This window comes from Marivirga sp. (genome assembly GCF_035704835.1).
In the GTDB taxonomy this organism is placed as follows: domain Bacteria; phylum Bacteroidota; class Bacteroidia; order Cytophagales; family Cyclobacteriaceae; genus Marivirga.
Genome location: NZ_DASSWQ010000024.1, coordinates 77,554 through 95,053 on the forward strand (window position 1 = coordinate 77,554; position 17,500 = coordinate 95,053).

General features: G+C 34.1%; 20 protein-coding genes. 15 read left to right on the forward strand and 5 right to left on the reverse strand.

The window, feature by feature from the left end; translation table 11 throughout:
* Positions 1-8: 8 nt before the first annotated feature.
* The 13 genes from VFM92_RS04975 (at position 9) to gldC (ending at position 9,037) form a co-directional block, all read left to right on the forward strand.
* Entirely contained in the window at positions 9-440 is a 432-nt protein-coding gene (locus VFM92_RS04975) for a DUF2147 domain-containing protein (protein ID WP_325121088.1), read from the forward strand.
* A 4-nt stretch (positions 441-444) separates the two neighbouring features.
* Positions 445-1,092, forward strand: a complete 648-nt coding sequence (gene pdeM / locus VFM92_RS04980) for a ligase-associated DNA damage response endonuclease PdeM (RefSeq protein ID WP_325121089.1) — start codon at positions 445-447, stop codon at positions 1,090-1,092.
* 142 nt (positions 1,093-1,234) lie between these two features.
* The gene (locus tag VFM92_RS04985) at positions 1,235-1,780 is read left to right on the forward strand and encodes a sigma-70 family RNA polymerase sigma factor (RefSeq protein ID WP_325121090.1); all 546 of its coding nucleotides are present in this window, start codon (positions 1,235-1,237) and stop codon (positions 1,778-1,780) included.
* A 5-nt stretch (positions 1,781-1,785) separates the two neighbouring features.
* Positions 1,786-2,676, forward strand: coding sequence for a hypothetical protein (locus VFM92_RS04990; protein WP_325121091.1), 891 nt, complete (start codon positions 1,786-1,788; stop codon positions 2,674-2,676).
* 118 nt (positions 2,677-2,794) lie between these two features.
* On the forward strand, positions 2,795-3,691 hold the full coding sequence (locus VFM92_RS04995) for a cell division protein FtsX (protein ID WP_325121092.1): 897 nt from the start codon (positions 2,795-2,797) through the stop codon (positions 3,689-3,691).
* Positions 3,692-3,799: 108 nt separating this feature from the next.
* A complete protein-coding gene (locus VFM92_RS05000) occupies positions 3,800-4,009 on the forward strand; it encodes a DUF3098 domain-containing protein (protein ID WP_325121093.1) in 210 nt (69 codons plus the stop codon).
* Between the two features lie 2 nt (positions 4,010-4,011).
* Entirely contained in the window at positions 4,012-4,809 is a 798-nt protein-coding gene (locus VFM92_RS05005) for an undecaprenyl-diphosphate phosphatase (protein ID WP_325121094.1), read from the forward strand.
* Positions 4,806-5,501: a tRNA pseudouridine(55) synthase TruB gene (gene truB / locus VFM92_RS05010; protein ID WP_325121095.1), complete on the forward strand. Its 696-nt coding sequence runs from the start codon at positions 4,806-4,808 to the stop codon at positions 5,499-5,501. Before VFM92_RS05005 ends, truB begins: the two co-directional genes overlap by 4 nt.
* A complete protein-coding gene (locus VFM92_RS05015; RefSeq protein ID WP_325121096.1) occupies positions 5,488-6,432 on the forward strand; it encodes a bifunctional riboflavin kinase/FAD synthetase in 945 nt (314 codons plus the stop codon). Before truB ends, VFM92_RS05015 begins: the two co-directional genes overlap by 14 nt.
* Before the next feature lie 54 nt (positions 6,433-6,486).
* Complete coding sequence (locus tag VFM92_RS05020) at positions 6,487-7,182, forward strand: CoA transferase subunit A (RefSeq protein WP_325121097.1); 696 nt, start codon at positions 6,487-6,489, stop codon at positions 7,180-7,182.
* A gap of 3 nt (positions 7,183-7,185) precedes the next feature.
* Complete coding sequence (locus tag VFM92_RS05025; protein ID WP_325121098.1) at positions 7,186-7,848, forward strand: 3-oxoacid CoA-transferase subunit B; 663 nt, start codon at positions 7,186-7,188, stop codon at positions 7,846-7,848.
* 2 nt (positions 7,849-7,850) lie between these two features.
* Positions 7,851-8,669 carry a M48 family metalloprotease gene (locus VFM92_RS05030; protein ID WP_325121099.1) on the forward strand — a complete coding sequence of 273 codons (819 nt, stop codon included), beginning with the start codon at positions 7,851-7,853 and terminating at the stop codon, positions 8,667-8,669.
* 29 nt (positions 8,670-8,698) lie between these two features.
* A complete protein-coding gene (gldC, locus tag VFM92_RS05035) occupies positions 8,699-9,037 on the forward strand; it encodes a gliding motility protein GldC (RefSeq protein ID WP_325121100.1) in 339 nt (112 codons plus the stop codon).
* A 28-nt stretch (positions 9,038-9,065) separates the two neighbouring features.
* Here the strand turns inward: gldC and VFM92_RS05040 are convergent, their stop codons facing one another.
* The gene (locus tag VFM92_RS05040; protein WP_325121101.1) at positions 9,066-9,446 is read right to left on the reverse strand and encodes a PH domain-containing protein; all 381 of its coding nucleotides are present in this window, start codon (positions 9,444-9,446) and stop codon (positions 9,066-9,068) included.
* Positions 9,447-9,538: 92 nt separating this feature from the next.
* Positions 9,539-10,531 (reverse strand): esterase-like activity of phytase family protein, encoded by a 993-nt coding sequence (locus VFM92_RS05045; protein ID WP_325121102.1) that lies wholly within the window; start codon positions 10,529-10,531, stop codon positions 9,539-9,541.
* Positions 10,532-10,816: 285 nt separating this feature from the next.
* Between VFM92_RS05045 and VFM92_RS05050 the strand changes: the two genes are divergently transcribed.
* A complete protein-coding gene (locus VFM92_RS05050; RefSeq protein ID WP_013452942.1) occupies positions 10,817-11,008 on the forward strand; it encodes a cold-shock protein in 192 nt (63 codons plus the stop codon).
* Between the two features lie 351 nt (positions 11,009-11,359).
* Here the strand turns inward: VFM92_RS05050 and VFM92_RS05055 are convergent, their stop codons facing one another.
* The gene (locus VFM92_RS05055; RefSeq protein ID WP_325121103.1) at positions 11,360-12,586 is read right to left on the reverse strand and encodes an IS110 family transposase; all 1,227 of its coding nucleotides are present in this window, start codon (positions 12,584-12,586) and stop codon (positions 11,360-11,362) included.
* 440 nt (positions 12,587-13,026) lie between these two features.
* A complete protein-coding gene (locus VFM92_RS05060) occupies positions 13,027-14,670 on the reverse strand; it encodes an amidase family protein (protein ID WP_325121104.1) in 1,644 nt (547 codons plus the stop codon).
* A 377-nt stretch (positions 14,671-15,047) separates the two neighbouring features.
* Between VFM92_RS05060 and VFM92_RS05065 the strand changes: the two genes are divergently transcribed.
* Positions 15,048-16,844 (forward strand): DEAD/DEAH box helicase, encoded by a 1,797-nt coding sequence (locus VFM92_RS05065; protein ID WP_325121105.1) that lies wholly within the window; start codon positions 15,048-15,050, stop codon positions 16,842-16,844.
* Positions 16,845-17,070: 226 nt separating this feature from the next.
* Here the strand turns inward: VFM92_RS05065 and VFM92_RS05070 are convergent, their stop codons facing one another.
* Positions 17,071-17,343: a hypothetical protein gene (locus VFM92_RS05070; protein WP_325121106.1), complete on the reverse strand. Its 273-nt coding sequence runs from the start codon at positions 17,341-17,343 to the stop codon at positions 17,071-17,073.
* Positions 17,344-17,500 lie beyond the last annotated feature (157 nt).

Genomic DNA, 17,500 nt, shown 5'->3' on the forward strand with positions numbered 1-17,500 from the left:
AAAGAGAGATGAAAAAAATAAGCTTATTAGCAGTATTAATCGGAATTAGCTTAAGTGCTTTGGCACAGACAGACATTACTGGGAAATGGAAAACCATTGATGACGAAACAGGAGAAGTGAAGAGTATCGTAGATATTTACGAAAAAGATGGTAAAATTTATGGTAAAATTACCAAACTTTTCAGGGGCCCAGACGAAGAGCAAGACCCAATTTGTGAGGTTTGTCCTGGAGATAGAAAAAACAAAAAAATCATAGGGATGGAAATCATCCGCGGAATGGAATGGGATAGTGATGATGAAAGATATGAAGATGGCGAAATCATGGATCCAAAAGATGGCGAAACCTACGATTGCGTGATCTGGAAAGAGGGAGATGAATTAAAAGTTAGAGGTTATGTTGCCTTTTTCTATAGAACGCAAACTTGGAAAAAAGTAGACTAATCAATTGGAACTCAAATTAGCAGGAGAAAAATTACTCCTGTCAGAAGAAAAGATTATTTATTGGTCAGTTCAGCAAACTGCCTTTATTGCTGATTTGCATTTAGGTAAAACCACGCACTTCAGAAAGTCAGGAATAGCTGTTCCTCCAGCGATAATAAAAGCTGAAATTGACCGAATTGAAAATATCATATCAAAATTTCGCCCGAAAAGAATATTCTTTTTGGGCGATTTATTTCATAGCGATTTAAATCATGAATGGAATATTTTCAATCAGTTTCTAGAACAACACACAAAAATCGAATTTATTTTGATTAAAGGCAATCATGATATATTAAATGAGAGCGTTTATAAACTGAGCCATCTTAAAATAGAAAAAGAACCCTATCAACTGAATCCGTTTATTTTGAGTCATCATCCTCTTAAAATCGATACAGCAGAGAAAGAAATAATTAATTTATGTGGACATTTACACCCAGGAATTAGCATAAAAGGAAAAGGTAGATCCTATTTAAGTCTGCCCTGCTTTTATCAGGATGAAAAGCAATTAATTTTACCTGCATTCGGCAGATTTACAGGATTAGCTAAAATAAAACCAAAAAAAGGAAGCAGTGTCTTTGCCGTTTTGAATGATTCGATAAAGAAAATAGTTTAGTAAAGAAAATTAAAATTCATCTAGACACATCTGATTGTAAGAAATCAAAGCCTTTTACATTCGAATATTTATAAAAAATTACGTATTATTATAATTATTTTCAAGGAAGGGGTTACCAAACCCCTTCGAGAAGTATAAACAAATGAAATTAACTGATAAGCAAATCATAGAAAACATCAAATTAGGTGATGAATCTGCTTTAGATTATCTCTATAAGCAGCATTACAAAATGATGTTACGTATGATTATTAGAAATAATGGAACAGAGCAAGAGGCTTTGGACATTTTTCAAGATGCTTTGATTGTTTTTTGGCAAAAGGCCATGGATATAAATTTCGAATTATCTTCGAAAATCAGTACTTATCTTTATAGTGTTTGTAAAAACCTCTGGCGAAAAGAGCTAGAACGTAAAAAGAAATTTGAAGAAAGTGATAAAGAAGAAAGCGAATACAACCAATTAGAAAGTCAAGAAATGGTGAAAATCATTCATGAGTGTATAAATGAGCTTGGAGATTCGTGTAAACAAATTTTGAGTTACCATTATTTTGATGGATTGTCGATGGATCAAATCGCAAAAAAAATGGGGCTAGCAAATAGCGATACTGCTAAAACAAAAAGATATAAATGTAAAAAAAGGCTGGATGATTTAATTCGTACAAGATACAAAGCCAGCGACTTTTTAGACTAAAAATTATGAGTGAAACCAATTATTTTCGCTTAATAGAAGCATACTTCGAGGGGAGCATCTCCCCTGCTGAAAAAGTTCTGCTTGATGCTAAAATCAATTCTGATCCATTAGTAAAAGCTGAATTTAATTTACAACAAAATATTATTAATGGAATATCCAACAGTAGAAAATTAGCTCTTAAATCTAGACTTGCATCAATTGAATTACCTACAACCACAGGGATATTGAGTGGCAGTAGTGTTAAATGGCTTGCAGGAACCGTTGCTGGAGTTACTTTATTCGGAACTATTTTGTATTGGTCTTTAATTTCATTAGACAATAATATTAAGCCCATTGATTTAAAAATGGATCAAAAAATCGTTTTTAGAAACGAAACTACTGTAGGATTTCCAATTCTAATGGAGAAAAAAAATAAAGAATTAAAAGATAATATTTTAAGTAATTCTCAAGATAAAAGTGATAAAGAAGGTGAAAAAATAGCAGTGGAATCTTCAGAAAAGGTAATCACTGCGAAAGTACAACCTCAATCCTTGATGTCTTTTGAAGACGATATAATATTTACTGACCAAAGAGACGATGACGAATTAAAAAGCATTGATAGTCGTGATATAGCTCATAATAGAGCTGACAAAACAGAAATAGAGTTTTTAGATCCTATTAACAATTCAGAAAACTTCAATTATAGATATTTTAATTCAAAATTATATTTATATGGTGATTTTAAAGAAATGCCTTATCAGATAATTGAATTAAATGATAAAGGCAAAAAACAGTTATTTCTTAGCCATAATAAAGAAATTTATATCATTCATGACAATACGACTGAAATAACTGAATTACGAAAAATACAAGATGATATGCTGAAAATGGAAATTCAGCTAATTGTTGAAGAATAAAATAAAGCTTTTAAAAACATAATCAAAAAGCTTTTCATGAAAATGGAAAGCTTTTTTTCGTTTTTTACTAATTTAATAAGCTAAGCATAAATAAATTCTTATTTTTGAACTTTCAAATATGAGCAAAGAGAAAAAATATAGAAAGAAAAAGAAATTAGGGCATTATCCTTTTATCAGTGTTATTTTAAGTATGACATTGGCACTTTTTATATTAGGATTATTTGCACTTCTGATTACCACCACGACATCACTTACAAAAGTCATTCAGCAAAATGTGGAAATGCAGGTTTATTTAAACCCTAATCTATCGGAACCACAGCAACTAAGAATAAGTAAATCACTTGCTTCTCGAGAGTACATTCTTAAAGAAGAAAATATTGAGAGCATCCGCTTTATTTCTAAAAAAGAAGCTGCAGAAAAATTTATTGAAGAAACTGGGGAAGATTTCATGCAATTTCTTGGTGATAATCCTTTGAAAGACGCCTACATAGTTAAGATATCTTCTGATTTTCATTCCTCTCAAAAAATGAAAGAAATTCAAAAAGACATAGAAAACATTAGTGGTGTTTTTGAAGTAATTTATACCAATAATATGGTACAAAGCATAAATGAGAATATTACTAAAATTAGTATCGTTCTCTTGAGTATTTCTATTTTATTGTTTATTGTAATCGGGATTCTTATTAATAATACTATAAAATTGGCATTATTTTCCCAACGATTCTTGATTAGGAGTATGCAACTGGTAGGTGCCACTAAAGGATTTATCAGAAAACCATTTATCTATCGTTCAATCTTGCACGGTATGATATCGGCTATCATAGCTGGTGGATTACTTTTTGGATTGCTTACTTACGGGAGTCAACAATTAGAAGGATTAGCTGAATTACAAAATCAAGAAATGCTCTTAATTATTTTAGGTGGACTATTAATTACTGGTGTTTTTATTGCAAGTTTTAGTACATACAGAGCCATGCAGAAGTATATGGCACTATCGTTAGATGAATTATATTAATAAGTACAATTAAATAATTACACGAGAATTTGTAGAAATTCTCCAATTTTTAAAATCAAATAATAATTTTTTGTGTAATTAAAGATCAGATATCAAACAATACTTTCTATGTCAGAAAAAAACAAATTAGCATTCGGTAAAAGCAATTATATTATAATGATTGCTGGTATTTTAACCTTAATTCTTGGATTTATTGTGATGACTTTAGATTCCACTCAATATGGTTTCGGATTTTTAGGATTAACTCTTGGACCGATTATCGTATTTATTGGATTTATTATTGAAATATTTGCTATCCTTAAAAAGCCTAAACATTAAAAATGGGATTATTAGAAGCTATCATCCTTGGAATAATCCAGGGATTAACAGAGTTTTTACCTGTTAGTAGTAGTGGACATCTTGAGATAGGTGCAGTTTTATTAAATGCCCATACTTCAGAAAGTTTACTGTTTTCAGTTTTGGTGCACGCTGCTACTGCCTTATCTACCATAATTGTATTCAGGAAAGATATCGCCAGTATTTTTAAAGGTATTTTTACCTTTAAATGGAATGATTCGTACGATTTTGCAGCGAAAATTATTATCTCTATGATACCAATTGGAATTGTAGGCGTATTTTTTGAAAAACAAGTAGCTAGTTTTTTTACTGGCAATCTCTTACTGGTTGGAAGCATGCTTTTAGTGACCTCTGTTTTACTAGCATTTACTCAAACTGTAAAAAATCAACAAGGAGGTCCAGTTAGTTATTGGCAAGCAATTATTATCGGTATTGCCCAAGCAATAGCCATATTGCCAGGGATTTCAAGAGCGGGTTCTACTATTGCTACAGCTTTATTATTAGGTGTAAACAAAGAAAAAGCAGCCAGATTCTCCTTTCTTATGGTTCTGATACCAATATTAGGTGCATCTCTCTTGAAAGTATTAGATTACATTGAAGCCCCTGCAGCCGCAAATCAAACTAGTGGATTTGTACTTTTCATGGGATTCATCATGGCTTTTGTAGCTGGATTATTTGCTTGCAAGGCAATGATTAAAATCGTTAAAGAAGGAAAACTGATTTATTTCTCCATCTACTGTGCTATTGTTGGAAGTATTGCAATTATTAGCCAGTTAATATGATTGAGGAAGCAAACAGCTACAATGAAGGAAAGGTTTTATTAATCGATAAACCCCTAACATGGACATCATTTGATGTGGTGAAAAAGCTAAAATTCGCTCTAAAAGTAAAGAAAATTGGTCATGCAGGCACTCTTGATCCACTTGCAACTGGTTTATTAATTTTGTGTACAGGGAAGATGACCAAATCTATCGAAAAATATCAGGCTCAAGAGAAAGAATATACAGGAGAGTTTACTTTAGGCTACACCACTCCCTCCTACGATTTAGAAACTGAACCAGAATTTCAAAGTAAAACTGATCATCTTTCAATTAAAGAAATACAGGATGCAACTAAAACTTTTATAGGTGAAGTTGAGCAAACACCTCCTATCTTTTCGGCCGTTAAAACGGGTGGTAAAAGGGCCTATTCTTTAGCGCGGGAAGGAAAAGAGGTAAAGTTAAAATCTAGAATCGTTACCATTAGTGAATTTGGAATCACATCTTTTGAAGAAAATAAGGTTACTTTCAAAGTTCGCTGTTCAAAAGGAACATACATTAGAAGCCTAGCATACGATTTTGGAGAAAAATTAGGAGTTGGAGCCTATTTATCAGCATTAAGAAGAACAAAAATTGGTGATTTCTCCGTTAATGATGCTGAAGATTTAAATGAATTTGTGAATAACAATAAAGTAAACACAAATGATCGTCCATAACGGATTTGAAAATTTAGAAGGCATCAAAAATGCTGTGGTCACCATCGGAACTTTCGATGGTATACACTTGGGTCATCAGGAAATTATTAGCAGAATAATAGAACTCGCTAAATCAATTAATGGTGAAACAGCCCTGGTTACATTCTGGCCACATCCAAGATATGTATTGAGCCAAAATAGTGACGAAATGAAATTGCTCACTACTTTCGATGAGAAAGCAGAAATTTTATCACAACTTGGTTTAGATCATATTGTAAGAGTAAATTTCACTAAAGAATTTTCCCAGTGGACATCCGAACAGTTTATTCAACGTATTATTATTTCAGCCTTACACACCAAAAGATTAGTAATAGGCTATGATCATCGATTTGGAAAAGACAGAGAAGGTGGTTTTGAACATTTAAAACAACATTCAGGAAGATATGGCTTTGAAGTTGAAGAAATATCAAAGCAAACCATTGATGATGTAGGGATAAGTTCCACCAAAATAAGAAATGCAGTAGAAGCTGGCAAGGTGGAATTAGCGCATGATTTTTTGGGAAGATTCTATGAAATTAACGGTAAAGTTGTAGGTGGTGATAAAATTGGGAAAACTTTGGGCTTCGCAACTGCTAATATTCAAATAGAAGAAACCTACAAATTAATTCCTGCTGATGGGGCATATGCAGTTATAGCAGAGGTTAATAACCAGCAATACAAGGGGATGCTAAATATTGGATTTAGACCTACTATTGATGGTAAGACTAAGAAAATAGAAGCTAATATTTTTGATTTCAATGAGGATATCTACGGTGAAAAAATAAAGATAAGTTTTATCAAGCGATTGAGAGATGAAGTTAAATTTGACTCTAAAGTAGATTTAAGTAATCAGCTTCAAAAAGATAAAGAAAGAGCCTTGCAAATATTAAATCTGCATAGGCAAAAACAATAAAGTATTTAGCGTAGAGATTACACAATATTACAGCATACTATTAAACATAAAAATATGATTAATAAAGTAGTAAAAAATGCTTCCGAAGCAGTAAAAGACATACCAGATAATGCAGTTCTAATGTTTGGTGGTTTTGGATTATGTGGAATTCCTGAGAACAGTATTCAGGCACTATTGGAAACGAAGGTAAAAGGACTTACTTGCATTTCGAATAATGCTGGGGTGGATGATTTCGGTATCGGCTTATTGCTTAAAACGCATCAAGTAAAAAAAATGATTTCTTCTTATGTGGGCGAAAATGCTGAATTTGAAAGACAGTTACTATCTGGAGAATTAGATGTAGAATTGATACCCCAAGGAACTTTGGCAGAAAGAGTAAGAGCTGGCGGTGCAGGTATTCCTGCATTTTACACTCCTGCTGGTTTTGGAACTGAAGTGGCAGAAGGAAAAGAAACACGTGAATTCGATGGAAAAATGTACCTTCTGGAAAAGGGATTAGTGGCAGATTTTGCATTAGTAAAAGCTTGGAAAGGTGATACCGCAGGGAATTTAGTTTTCAAAGGAACTGCAAGGAATTTCAATCCAATGATGGCAGCTGCAGGTAAAATTACAATTGCAGAAGTAGAAGAATTAGTTCCGGCAGGAGAATTAAACCCGAATGACATCCATACTCCTGGAATTTACGTTCAGCGTATTTTCGAAGGTAAAAAGTATGAAAAAAGAATTGAACAAAGAACTGTAAAGTCTTAAGATATGGCACTTGATAAAATTGGAATAGCAAAAAGAATAGCACAGGAAGTTCAAGATGGAATGTACATCAACCTAGGTATTGGAATCCCTACTCTGGTTGCCAACTACATTCCAGATGCTTTAGATGTTGTTTTGCAATCGGAAAATGGTCTTTTGGGCATTGGTCAATTTCCTACGGAGGATGAAGTAGATGCTGACCTAATCAATGCAGGCAAACAAACCATTACGATGCGTGATGGCTCCGTATTGTTTGACTCAGCGGAAAGCTTTGCCATGATTAGAGGCGGACATGTGGATTTGACTATTTTAGGGGCAATGGAAGTTTCAGAAAACGGAGACATTTCTAACTGGAAAATCCCTGGGAAAATGGTTAAAGGAATGGGTGGTGCTATGGATTTAGTGGCCTCTGCAAAAAATATTATTGTGGCCATGCAACACACCAGCAGAGATGGTGAATCTAAACTTCTCAAAGAATGTAGCTTGCCAATTACTGGCTTACAGTGTGTAAAAAAAATCGTTACAAACTTAGCCGTTTTAGAAGTTCAAGAAGGTGGTGGATTTAAATTGATTGAAAGAGCGCCTGGAGTAACAGTAGAAGAAATCAAAGAAGCTACTGCTGGCAAATTAATAATAGATGGAGAAATCCCGGAAATGAAAATAGACTGATGATGAAAAATATAAAAATATTAAATTGTGTAATTGTAGGATTAGTATTAATATTTAATTCCTGTAAAGATAAAAACGATAATTTTGTCTTTCCTTCCATTGAAGAAGATGTTGAATTAGGCGCTCAAGTTGCAGCAGAGATTGAAAACGATCCGGCACAATTCCCTATACTGGATGAAACTGAATATTCTGAAGCATATACCTATTTGAATAATCTCCTTGACTTTATTTTAAATTCTGGTGAAGTGCAATACCGAGATGAATTTGTATGGGATATACATATCATAGAAAATGATTCCGTTTTAAATGCATTCGCAACACCTGGAGGTTACCTATATGTCTACACGGGTCTGATTAAGTATTTAGACCAGGAAGATGATTTAATGGGAGTGTTAGGTCATGAGGTAGCACATTCAGATTTAAGACATACTACCAGAAATATTCAAAGGCAATACGGAATTAGCATTCTCTTACAATTGATAACAGGTGAAAACCCAAGTCAACTTGAACAAATTGCAGGTCAAATTGCAGGTACAGCAGCTGGTTTAAGTTTTTCTAGAGAATTTGAAGAAGAAGCTGATGAAAGGTCAGTGGAATATTTAGCTAAAACTCCTTATGCATGTAATGGTGCATATTCATTTTTTCAGAAATTATTAGATAGTGGTCAAACTGGGGGAACTCCTGAGTTTTTAAGTACTCACCCTAATCCAGAAGATAGAGTGGAAGATATTAATACAAAAGCAACTGAAATAGGATGTGACACCACACCACTAGCACCTGCTTCATATCAGGATTTCAAAAATATGCTTCCTAATAATTAAGATTTTTAAAATAGATTGAATAAGAAATAATGAAAAAATCGAACATCAATTTCGAGATAGATTTAGATAATGAGAATGTACCTGAAAAAATCATTTGGAGTGCAACCGATGCGGGCGAGGAACTAACCGAAACCAAAAGCATCAGTATTTCACTATGGGACCACGTTCAAAAGAATTCCATGCGAATTGACCTGTGGACTAAAGAGATGCCTGTAGATGAGATGAAAAGATTTTACTTAGATTGCCTTGGAGGAATGGCTCAAAGTGTCTTAAACTCAACAGGAGATGAGTTTATGGCTGAAGAAATGAATCAACTCTGCGAAAAACTAGTAAAGCACCTTGAAAGAGAGATGAGAGAACAAAAATAATTAGAAAGGTGGCAATTGCCACCTTTTTTTAGTTTAATACATGATTTGCTAAAATTTTCTGAACTTCATATACATCAATTGATTTATTAAACTCCTTATCCAATTGAGGTAATTCTTGACCATTCAGCCAAATCTTTAATCGGGATTTATAACCAAATGACTTTTTTGACTCTACACTAAAAGTTGAAATTTTAGAATACGGAAGAGAAATATATTCATAAGCTTTATCCCCATCTTTTCTTACTTCAATTAAAATCAAGCGTTTATCAGTAAAAATGAAGGTGTTTTCATTTAACTTAAAACCTACCTCTATTTTTTCTGAGTTGGTAATTATTCTTTCGAAATCTTCTGCTAATTGAGTAGAATCAATTACTCCTGAATTAGTAGTAAAAACTGAAAAAAGTCCCATAATATTATTTTAAAATTACTTCTTTAATTATTACGGGAAAAATAGAAAAGGGTATATATTCAATACAAATTGAAAGTCTTACAGAAAGAAACTCATAATGCGTTCACTGAAAAAAGCCAAAGTTGTGTTTCTTGGGTTTTGCTAAAATTATCATCAGAAATAAAAAGCAAACTTTTACTACCATCTGGCAGATTCGGGCCAATAGTCATCCCTTCAATATTATCAAGCTTGATATTGAAATCAGAAAAATTAAGTATCAATTTTTTAGCTACCGTTGAAATGTCTCTACCTAATAATGCATTTATCCCTTTTACATCAGAAGCGTTTCTTGTATCAATTTCAAATACCTTTATAAAATTCCCTACACCCGTTGTGTAAGACCTCTCCAATACCCATAACTTACTTTTATCAATATATAAAATCTCAGGTACAGAATTAATATAAAACCCATCATCTGGAATTGGTTTTTCGTTGAGAGAACTAATATTATAAACGAAATGATTGAGCACATTATCATTTTTAATATCATGACGGACAAGTCTTATCAGGTAATTATCATCTTCAAAACCCGGAACTTCACTGTCTTCTTTAAGCGGCAGTTCATTCGCATACCAAATAATGGAATCGTTTTCAAAAGTTAAACTTTCAAAGCCTCCATTTTCTCTTAATCCCTTCTGCTCATTAAAATTGAAAATTTCAGGTACTGTGACTTCAGATATAAGTTCTCCCTCTTCATTTATCTCCCATATAAAAGGATTCACCCAATCATCTGTCCTTCCTCCCTCACTTGTATAAAAATAAGTATTTGTAGAAGCTCTATAGCGAATTGATTCAGGGTCTAATTCATTTTCCTTAAAAAAAATATTATCTCGGTTCTTTAAGAAAATAGTTTTATTAAAACTATATCCTAGAATAGATGAACTATCTATATCAATTTCCATTTCATAAATTCTGGCAGGTGAAAATTCTGACCTATCATCTGAAATAGCAATGTATTTATTATCTCCTAAATAATCTATGGAAGATAATCCACCAATACGTGTACTATCAACTAACTCATTATTATCGATTACAATTTTATCCACAAACTTGATTGAAAAAATTGCTTCAGAATTAGCCTTTTCGGTATGATTGCAAGCAAACAGTAAAAAGATGGGAAATGTAAAGGAAATGAAAGATTTGAACATAAAATTCCGCTTACTCAAAAATATTTCCTGCAAAAATAAGAGAAAATAAATGCTTTTAAGATTAATAAAGACACTTTTTAATCCTCTGCTTTAATATTTACAGAATACAATCAAAATTATATTTATAAAGCCTTAGTTATTGAAAATAAAAGAAGTAACTTTGTAAAAATTAAAATTATTATAATGAATAAAGGAACAGTAAAATTCTTTAATGATTCAAAAGGTTTTGGATTTATTATTGACGAAAGCACACAACAAGATTATTTCGTACATGTATCGGGTTTAATTGATGACATCAGAGAAAATGACGAAGTTGTTTATGAACTTCAAGACGGAAAAAAAGGTTTAAATGCAGTGAATGTGAAATTAGCTTAATTGATTAATATACATTTTAAGATCATTTAATTGAATGGAGGTTTCTCAAGTTTGGGAAACCTTTTTTTTTCTGAAAGTCTGTTTTGCTCAATGCAATAAAATATCAATCTCCTCTCAAACAGTGTTGCAAGGAGCTGTCGTGGAATGCAGGTTTCACATTATGAATCCTTACCAGTAGTTCATTTAAGCTTCCATCTTTTTAAGTCGTAACTGTTTCTGCAAAGGCTATCGTATTTCTTAGAGAAAAATTTTTTCTACGTGCTCTATGGCAACAACTGTTGGTTCTTTGCGTCTGTTATCAGTTTTATGCACGTGGTACCCCTGAGGGTCCACCAAAAAAAAGTTGACCTTTTAACAATTGGACGCTGATGTCTTTAATTTATCGAGACGTTTTTGTAGACGTTCGACAGTTATTTCTTTACGTTTTAGCATTATATCTTCACTAACCATTGGTTCTTGATAGTCGGTTTTATCTCTTAAAACGTGATAGGCCGCTGTAAGTAATTTGTGTCCTATAGCTATTGCTGCTTTTTTCGCACCTCTACGCGTAGCCAATGCATGATATTGATAGGATAAATGATTATCCTTGGTTCTACTAACTGCCCAAGCCCCTTCTGTAAGTGTGGTTTTCAGATATTTGTTAGCATGCGTTATTCTAGAGGATTTCATTTTTCCTGCACTTTCGTTATTTCCCGGGCATATTCCTGTCCATGAGGCAAGGTGCTTATGAGAAGTAAATTTTCCCATATCGGTACCAATCTCTGAGAGTATTCCACTAGCTATGTTTTTGGACACTCCGGGTATGGTTTGTAGTAACGTAACTTCCTTGTTGACCTGCATCAGGTACATGTCAATTTGTTTTTCCACTTTGTCAATTACTTCATTAATATAATTGATGGTTTGTAAGATTAATTGAAGCATGAATCGGTGATGTGAAGTGAACTTGCCGTATAAGGCAAGCTGAAGCTGGTCTTTTTTTCTTGTTAGCGATCCTTTTGCCAAATTAGATAAAATAATGGGATCGTTTTCTCCTTCAGCTAGTTGCTGAATAATCGCCATTCCCTTCTTTCCAAAAACATCACACAGCACACTCCCAAGTTTAATGTTCGCATCTTCTAGGATGTTTTGAAGCCGGTTCTTTTCCGCAGTTCTACTTTGGATTAGCTTTTTTTTATGGCGGTAAAGAACCCGCAGTTCACGGGTTGCTTGATCAGGAACAAAACTACCTTTTAGCAAACCGCTCAATAACAGTTTGGCAATCCATTCTGAATCTTTTTTATCAGTTTTATGACCTGGTACATTTTTGATATGACGAGCATTGACCACTAAAATTTCAAAAAATGGCTCCAAAACAGCATAAACTGGCTTCCAGTAAACACCAGTGCTCTCCATTGCAATATGAGTAACACCGTTATTTTGAAGCCAGCAGGTTAGCTTTTCTAGATCGGAAGTAAAAGTTCCGTATGTTTGCGTTTCAGTATCAATGTCGGTGCCACGAATAGTAGCAACCACTGTTTGCTGATGAACATCAAGGCCGCAGCCTCGTTCAATTATTTGAGGGAATTCTATTACAGACATGGCGTATATATGTTTGATTCACTATTATTGACGACTTTCATGCCTGTTGGTGAATTCCCTTAATTCATGAAAGTTTTATGGACTCTAAAACATATGATATTAGAATCATCAATCCTAGCACAATCCTAGCTCGAAGCGTCATTCTCGAGTAGGCGGGAATCTATTGATTTTAACCAAAGGTTAAAATATCAATTTTGAAAGCTTAGTTGATGGAAGGTTTGCTACCTGGCATGGTAAATGAAGTAGGTTTGGCAGACAGGATTATTGAAACTTCGCTTCAATAGGATAGATCACTGCCTGCGCAGGGATGACGACTTTTTCAGGCTTCATCAAAAAGTCAAAGTCCCTACATAATATCACTGAATTTCTCTCAAATAAAACAAAAAAAGGTCGGCTAATAACCGACCATTCTAATCTGTAAAACATTACCAACTCAAAAATTACCGATAATCAGCAGGAATTTTTCTCGCATTAGTTTCTTTTTCAAAAGCATAAGCAATCTTCAATAATTTTTCTTCTGAATAGGGCTCTGCAATGAAAGTAATGCCTTTCGGCTGTCCGCTTTTTTCGTAACCCATCGGAACTGTCAAAGCTGGGTGATGTGCTACAGCTGCAAAACCTGCACTCCAGTTATTAATAGATAACACAGCATCCAAATCATTTTCGTTCATCATGGTTTCAAAATATCTTCTTCCCTCACTCATTAAGCGAGTTTTCAAGCTATCAAAAGCTTCTGCAGAAGTAGAATCATTTACTATCCCTAAAAATCTTGCGTGTCCATACGGGATTCTTTTAGCGGAATCCTGCATATTAAAATCAATTACATCCTGAACTGATTTTAATTTTACCGCTGAGCCTGCATAATTCTCAAAATAATGCGGTAAATCTGCTTTCATATCCATATTCAACAAAGTAAGGAATCCAGATAAATCAACTTCTGGAGCTTCAACTTCAACTAATTCTGCACCTAACTTTTCTAATTCTTTAATATTAACCTGATAAAGCGAATCTTGCATAAACCCTTTCATTACCCCTAATCGCATGCCTGTCAAGTTAGAATCATCTAATGATTTCCAGTAAGCCTTATCAGGAGAATTTCCGACAGTTACCTCATCTTCCGTATCTTCACCGGTCAAGGCTGATAGCAAAATGGCATTATCCATTACATTTCTGGTCATTGGACCAGGCGTATCTAAAGTACTGGAAATAGGAACTATTCCTCCCCTGCTCAATAAACCAACTGTTGGCTTCAATCCTACAATTGAATTAGAACTGGATGGTGATAAAATAGAGCCAGAAGTTTCAGTTCCAATAGCTCCTGCTGAAAAGTTAGCAGCAACTGCTGATCCACTTCCTGCACTTGAGCCACCAGTATCGAATTCACCTCTGCCGTAAGGATTCAAAGTTTGACCTCCAATTGCATTATATCCATTCGGACAACCGTCACATAGAAAGTTCGCCCATTCACTTAAGCTGGATTTACCTAAAATAATGGCTCCGCTATTTTCCAGACGGCTTACGATATGTGCATCATTCGTCATGTTATTTTGTAGTGCAACCGCTCCTGCAGTAGTAGGAATTCCTTCGAAATTGATATTATCTTTTAATAAAATTGGCATTCCATAAATCGGATGAGTATCGTCTGACTTATTTTCATCTCTTGCAATAGCTTCTTCCACTGCTTTAGGATTTATTGAAATGATATTGTTTAGAGTATTTAAGCTATCATTTTCAAATAGGACAATTCGGTATAAATACCATTGCGTTAATTCTTTATAACTCAATTTATCTTCCGAAATAGCATTTTGCATACTCATCATATCCTGCTCGAGAATAAGTGGCTTTAAGCGTTCATAATCTTCGGCAGTGAAATCACTGATTTGAGGTCCTATCTGTTTCCACAAATCATTTCTAACGGTTACCCTAGATTGAATTAATTTGTAGCGCATGAGTCGAGACTCATGATCAGCATTTTCAGCAATTATTGCCGATTCATCATAAGGAACCCATGTATCAATGGTTGTTTTAGGTTTTTCATCGCAAGCCCAAAGGCCTAAAATAAGTAAGTAAAATATTCTTTTCATATTTATAGTATTTGATGTATAGTATTTCAAATAGCAATATAATCAATTTCGAAAGCTTTTGATTAGGACATATTCAGTTTTACAGGATTGGTGAATTCAAAAGTCTGCTGAAATCAACTCAGAGAAATAATTTTATATTTTTAAAATAAAATAGAATAGATTACAAAATATTATTTGGTTATTTTTCCATAAATAGTAGGTAATCCAAAAAGTATTTTTACCTTTGTGCAACAATTACAATCCTAGGCTACTCGAAAGGTTCGAAAATGGCTTGGGTTAAAGCCAGGGAATAATCGAGAGTCGCTTAATGCAATAGGCTGCTTAGCAGTCATGTCACAACATATCCCTGATATTGTATTAAATTTTTAAAAAATCACATGTTAACATTTGAAGAATTAGGCCTTAAGCCTGACATCCTTAAAGCAATTTTAGAAATTGGATTTTTGGAACCTACTGCTATTCAGCAGAAAACTATTCCACATTTATTAAACACTAAGCAAGATTTAATTGCCCTAGCTCAAACGGGTTCTGGTAAAACAGCTGCTTTTGGATTACCTGTTTTAAATCAAATTGATGGCGATTCTAAAAAGACGCAATCATTAGTATTGTGCCCTACTAGGGAATTGGCTATTCAAATTGCCAACGATTTCAACTCTTACACTAAATACACTAAGAAATTGGATGTAGTACCAGTTTATGGTGGTGCCAGCATAGAAACACAAATCAAAGCCTTGAATAAAGGAGCTCAAATTGTGGTAGGAACTCCAGGTCGTGTAGTGGATTTGATTAAAAGAAAGAAATTAAAATTAGAAGACATTGAGTGGGTGGTTTTAGATGAAGCCGATGAAATGTTGAATATGGGCTTTAAAGATGATTTAGATTTCATCTTATCACATACGCCTGACCAAAGACAAACTTTATTATTCTCTGCGACTATGTCAAAAGAGGTTTTAAGGATTTCTAATGCATACATGAATAATCCTGAAGAAATATCTTCCGGAAAAAGAAATCAAGGTGCTGAAAAAGTAGAGCATTTCTATTTCGTAGTTAACGGAAGGGATAAATACTTAGCCTTGAAAAGAATTGCTGATATCAACCCTGATATTTATGCCATCATATTCTGTAGAACAAAAAGAGAAACTCAGGAAATTTCTGACCAATTAATGGCGGATGGCTACAATGCTGACTGTTTGCACGGTGATTTATCACAAGCGCAAAGAGATGCGGTAATGGGTAGATACAGAAAAAAGAATTTACAAATGCTGGTGGCTACTGATGTGGCAGCAAGAGGATTGGATGTAAACGAAATTACTCACGTAATCAACTACAACATTCCTGATGATTTGGAAACTTATACGCACCGTAGTGGTCGTACAGGTCGTGCCGGAAAAGCTGGTATTTCAATGGCGATTATTGGTCCAAAGGACATCAATAAAATCAAGCAATTAGAGCGTATTTTAGGCAAAACCTTCACGAAAGCGGAAGTTCCTGCCGGAGATGCAGTAATTGAAAAGCAATTGATGGCTTTTATTGAAAAAGTGAAAGCATCTGAAGTTGATGAAAAGCAAATAGAGCCATTTGTTCAAAATATAGCAGCTGAATTTGAAGATTTGAGCCGTGAGGACTTAATCAAGAAATTCGTTTCGTTGGAATTCAACAAGTTCTTGGATTACTATAAAAACTCTGCTGACTTAAACCAAAATGCTAGAGCAGGAAGAGATAGAGATTCAGACAGAGGTGGCGATAGAACTGACAGAAGAAGAAAAGGTGGTGATTTCACTAAATTATTCTTGAACATAGGTGAAAAAGATAATTTGAATGCTGGAACTCTACTAGGTTGGATCAATGGTTTACAAAGCGTTCCTAATGGAATTGAATTTGGTAAAATTGATGTTCAGAGAAGCTTTACTTTCATGGAGGTGGAAAGTCAGCATGAGCAAACGATTTTAGGTGCATTAAATGTAAGCGAATTTGACGGACGAAAAGTGGTAGCCGAACCAAAAACTGGTGGTGGACCAAGAAGTTCAGACAGATCTGAAAGGTCATCTGACAGATCAGATAGATCCGATAAGAAAAGAGGAAGTGGATTCAAAAAGCGTCCTAGTGCTGGTGGAGATAGAAAAGCTGGTGGAAGAGCAAGAGTAAAAGCTGGTTCTGGCGGAAGAAGAAAATAATTCTAGAGTTAGAAGTCTGAAGTTATAAGATAGAAGTCAAAAGTTAGAAGTTTGACTTAAGATTTTGAACCAAATATAAGAAAAGCCTTTTTGCAGTGATGCAGAAAGGCTTTTTTGGTTATATTCCACTGAACTGTCGCTCAAGTTCCGCAAGTGGCTTTTTCCCGTTCCTCTGGAACATTTTAAAAAATGGAGTTGTAAGCTTTATACTTTGGAAATTATAGAATCAAAATCGATAGCCTAAACCAAAATAAGCACCTGTTAGAAAACCTCTGGAATTAGAATCTCTATATCGCAAATTGTCAAATTGAACAGAACGGTTAAAAGAGCGCAGATCTATAATAAATAGTCTTTCCATCAATTGGAACCTAAATCCTATTCCAATTCCGGCTCCTTGACCATTTACAAAAAAATCTCCCATTGCTAGAGACTTCCCACCATAAATCAACAAATAAATGGTGGAAGGCTCATCTGAAAAATAACCTCTTAATTCAAGCATTAGCCAAAGTTGATTGAAATGGATCAAGCAATAATTCTGGGGATTTAGGATTGAAGAATTAACTTTGTCAAAAAAAGACAAAGTGGATCAGAGTTTAATTGAGTTGTTTTTGCCAGAAGGGATTCTCGAATATTTCCGGGTTACTTCAGTTAAAAAG

Excerpts from the sequence above, each read along its gene's own strand:
- VFM92_RS05050 (WP_013452942.1), top strand. The coding sequence starts at position 10,817 with ATGAATAAAGGAACAGTAAAATTCTTTAATGATTCAAAAGGTTTTGGA.
- VFM92_RS04975 (WP_325121088.1), top strand. The coding sequence starts at position 9 with ATGAAAAAAATAAGCTTATTAGCAGTATTAATCGGAATTAGCTTAAGT.
- VFM92_RS05040 (WP_325121101.1), bottom strand. The coding sequence starts at position 9,446 with ATGGGACTTTTTTCAGTTTTTACTACTAATTCAGGAGTAATTGATTCT.
- VFM92_RS05020 (WP_325121097.1), top strand. The coding sequence starts at position 6,487 with ATGATTAATAAAGTAGTAAAAAATGCTTCCGAAGCAGTAAAAGACATA.
- VFM92_RS05000 (WP_325121093.1), top strand. The coding sequence starts at position 3,800 with ATGTCAGAAAAAAACAAATTAGCATTCGGTAAAAGCAATTATATTATA.
- VFM92_RS05025 (WP_325121098.1), top strand. The coding sequence starts at position 7,186 with ATGGCACTTGATAAAATTGGAATAGCAAAAAGAATAGCACAGGAAGTT.
- VFM92_RS05065 (WP_325121105.1), top strand. The coding sequence starts at position 15,048 with ATGTTAACATTTGAAGAATTAGGCCTTAAGCCTGACATCCTTAAAGCA.
- VFM92_RS04985 (WP_325121090.1), top strand. The coding sequence starts at position 1,235 with ATGAAATTAACTGATAAGCAAATCATAGAAAACATCAAATTAGGTGAT.
- VFM92_RS05055 (WP_325121103.1), bottom strand. The coding sequence starts at position 12,586 with ATGTCTGTAATAGAATTCCCTCAAATAATTGAACGAGGCTGCGGCCTT.
- VFM92_RS04995 (WP_325121092.1), top strand. The coding sequence starts at position 2,795 with ATGAGCAAAGAGAAAAAATATAGAAAGAAAAAGAAATTAGGGCATTAT.
- truB (WP_325121095.1), top strand. The coding sequence starts at position 4,806 with ATGATTGAGGAAGCAAACAGCTACAATGAAGGAAAGGTTTTATTAATC.
- VFM92_RS05070 (WP_325121106.1), bottom strand. The coding sequence starts at position 17,343 with ATGCTTGAATTAAGAGGTTATTTTTCAGATGAGCCTTCCACCATTTAT.
- VFM92_RS05015 (WP_325121096.1), top strand. The coding sequence starts at position 5,488 with ATGATCGTCCATAACGGATTTGAAAATTTAGAAGGCATCAAAAATGCT.
- VFM92_RS05005 (WP_325121094.1), top strand. The coding sequence starts at position 4,012 with ATGGGATTATTAGAAGCTATCATCCTTGGAATAATCCAGGGATTAACA.
- VFM92_RS05060 (WP_325121104.1), bottom strand. The coding sequence starts at position 14,670 with ATGAAAAGAATATTTTACTTACTTATTTTAGGCCTTTGGGCTTGCGAT.
- VFM92_RS04990 (WP_325121091.1), top strand. The coding sequence starts at position 1,786 with ATGAGTGAAACCAATTATTTTCGCTTAATAGAAGCATACTTCGAGGGG.
- gldC (WP_325121100.1), top strand. The coding sequence starts at position 8,699 with ATGAAAAAATCGAACATCAATTTCGAGATAGATTTAGATAATGAGAAT.
- VFM92_RS05030 (WP_325121099.1), top strand. The coding sequence starts at position 7,851 with ATGAAAAATATAAAAATATTAAATTGTGTAATTGTAGGATTAGTATTA.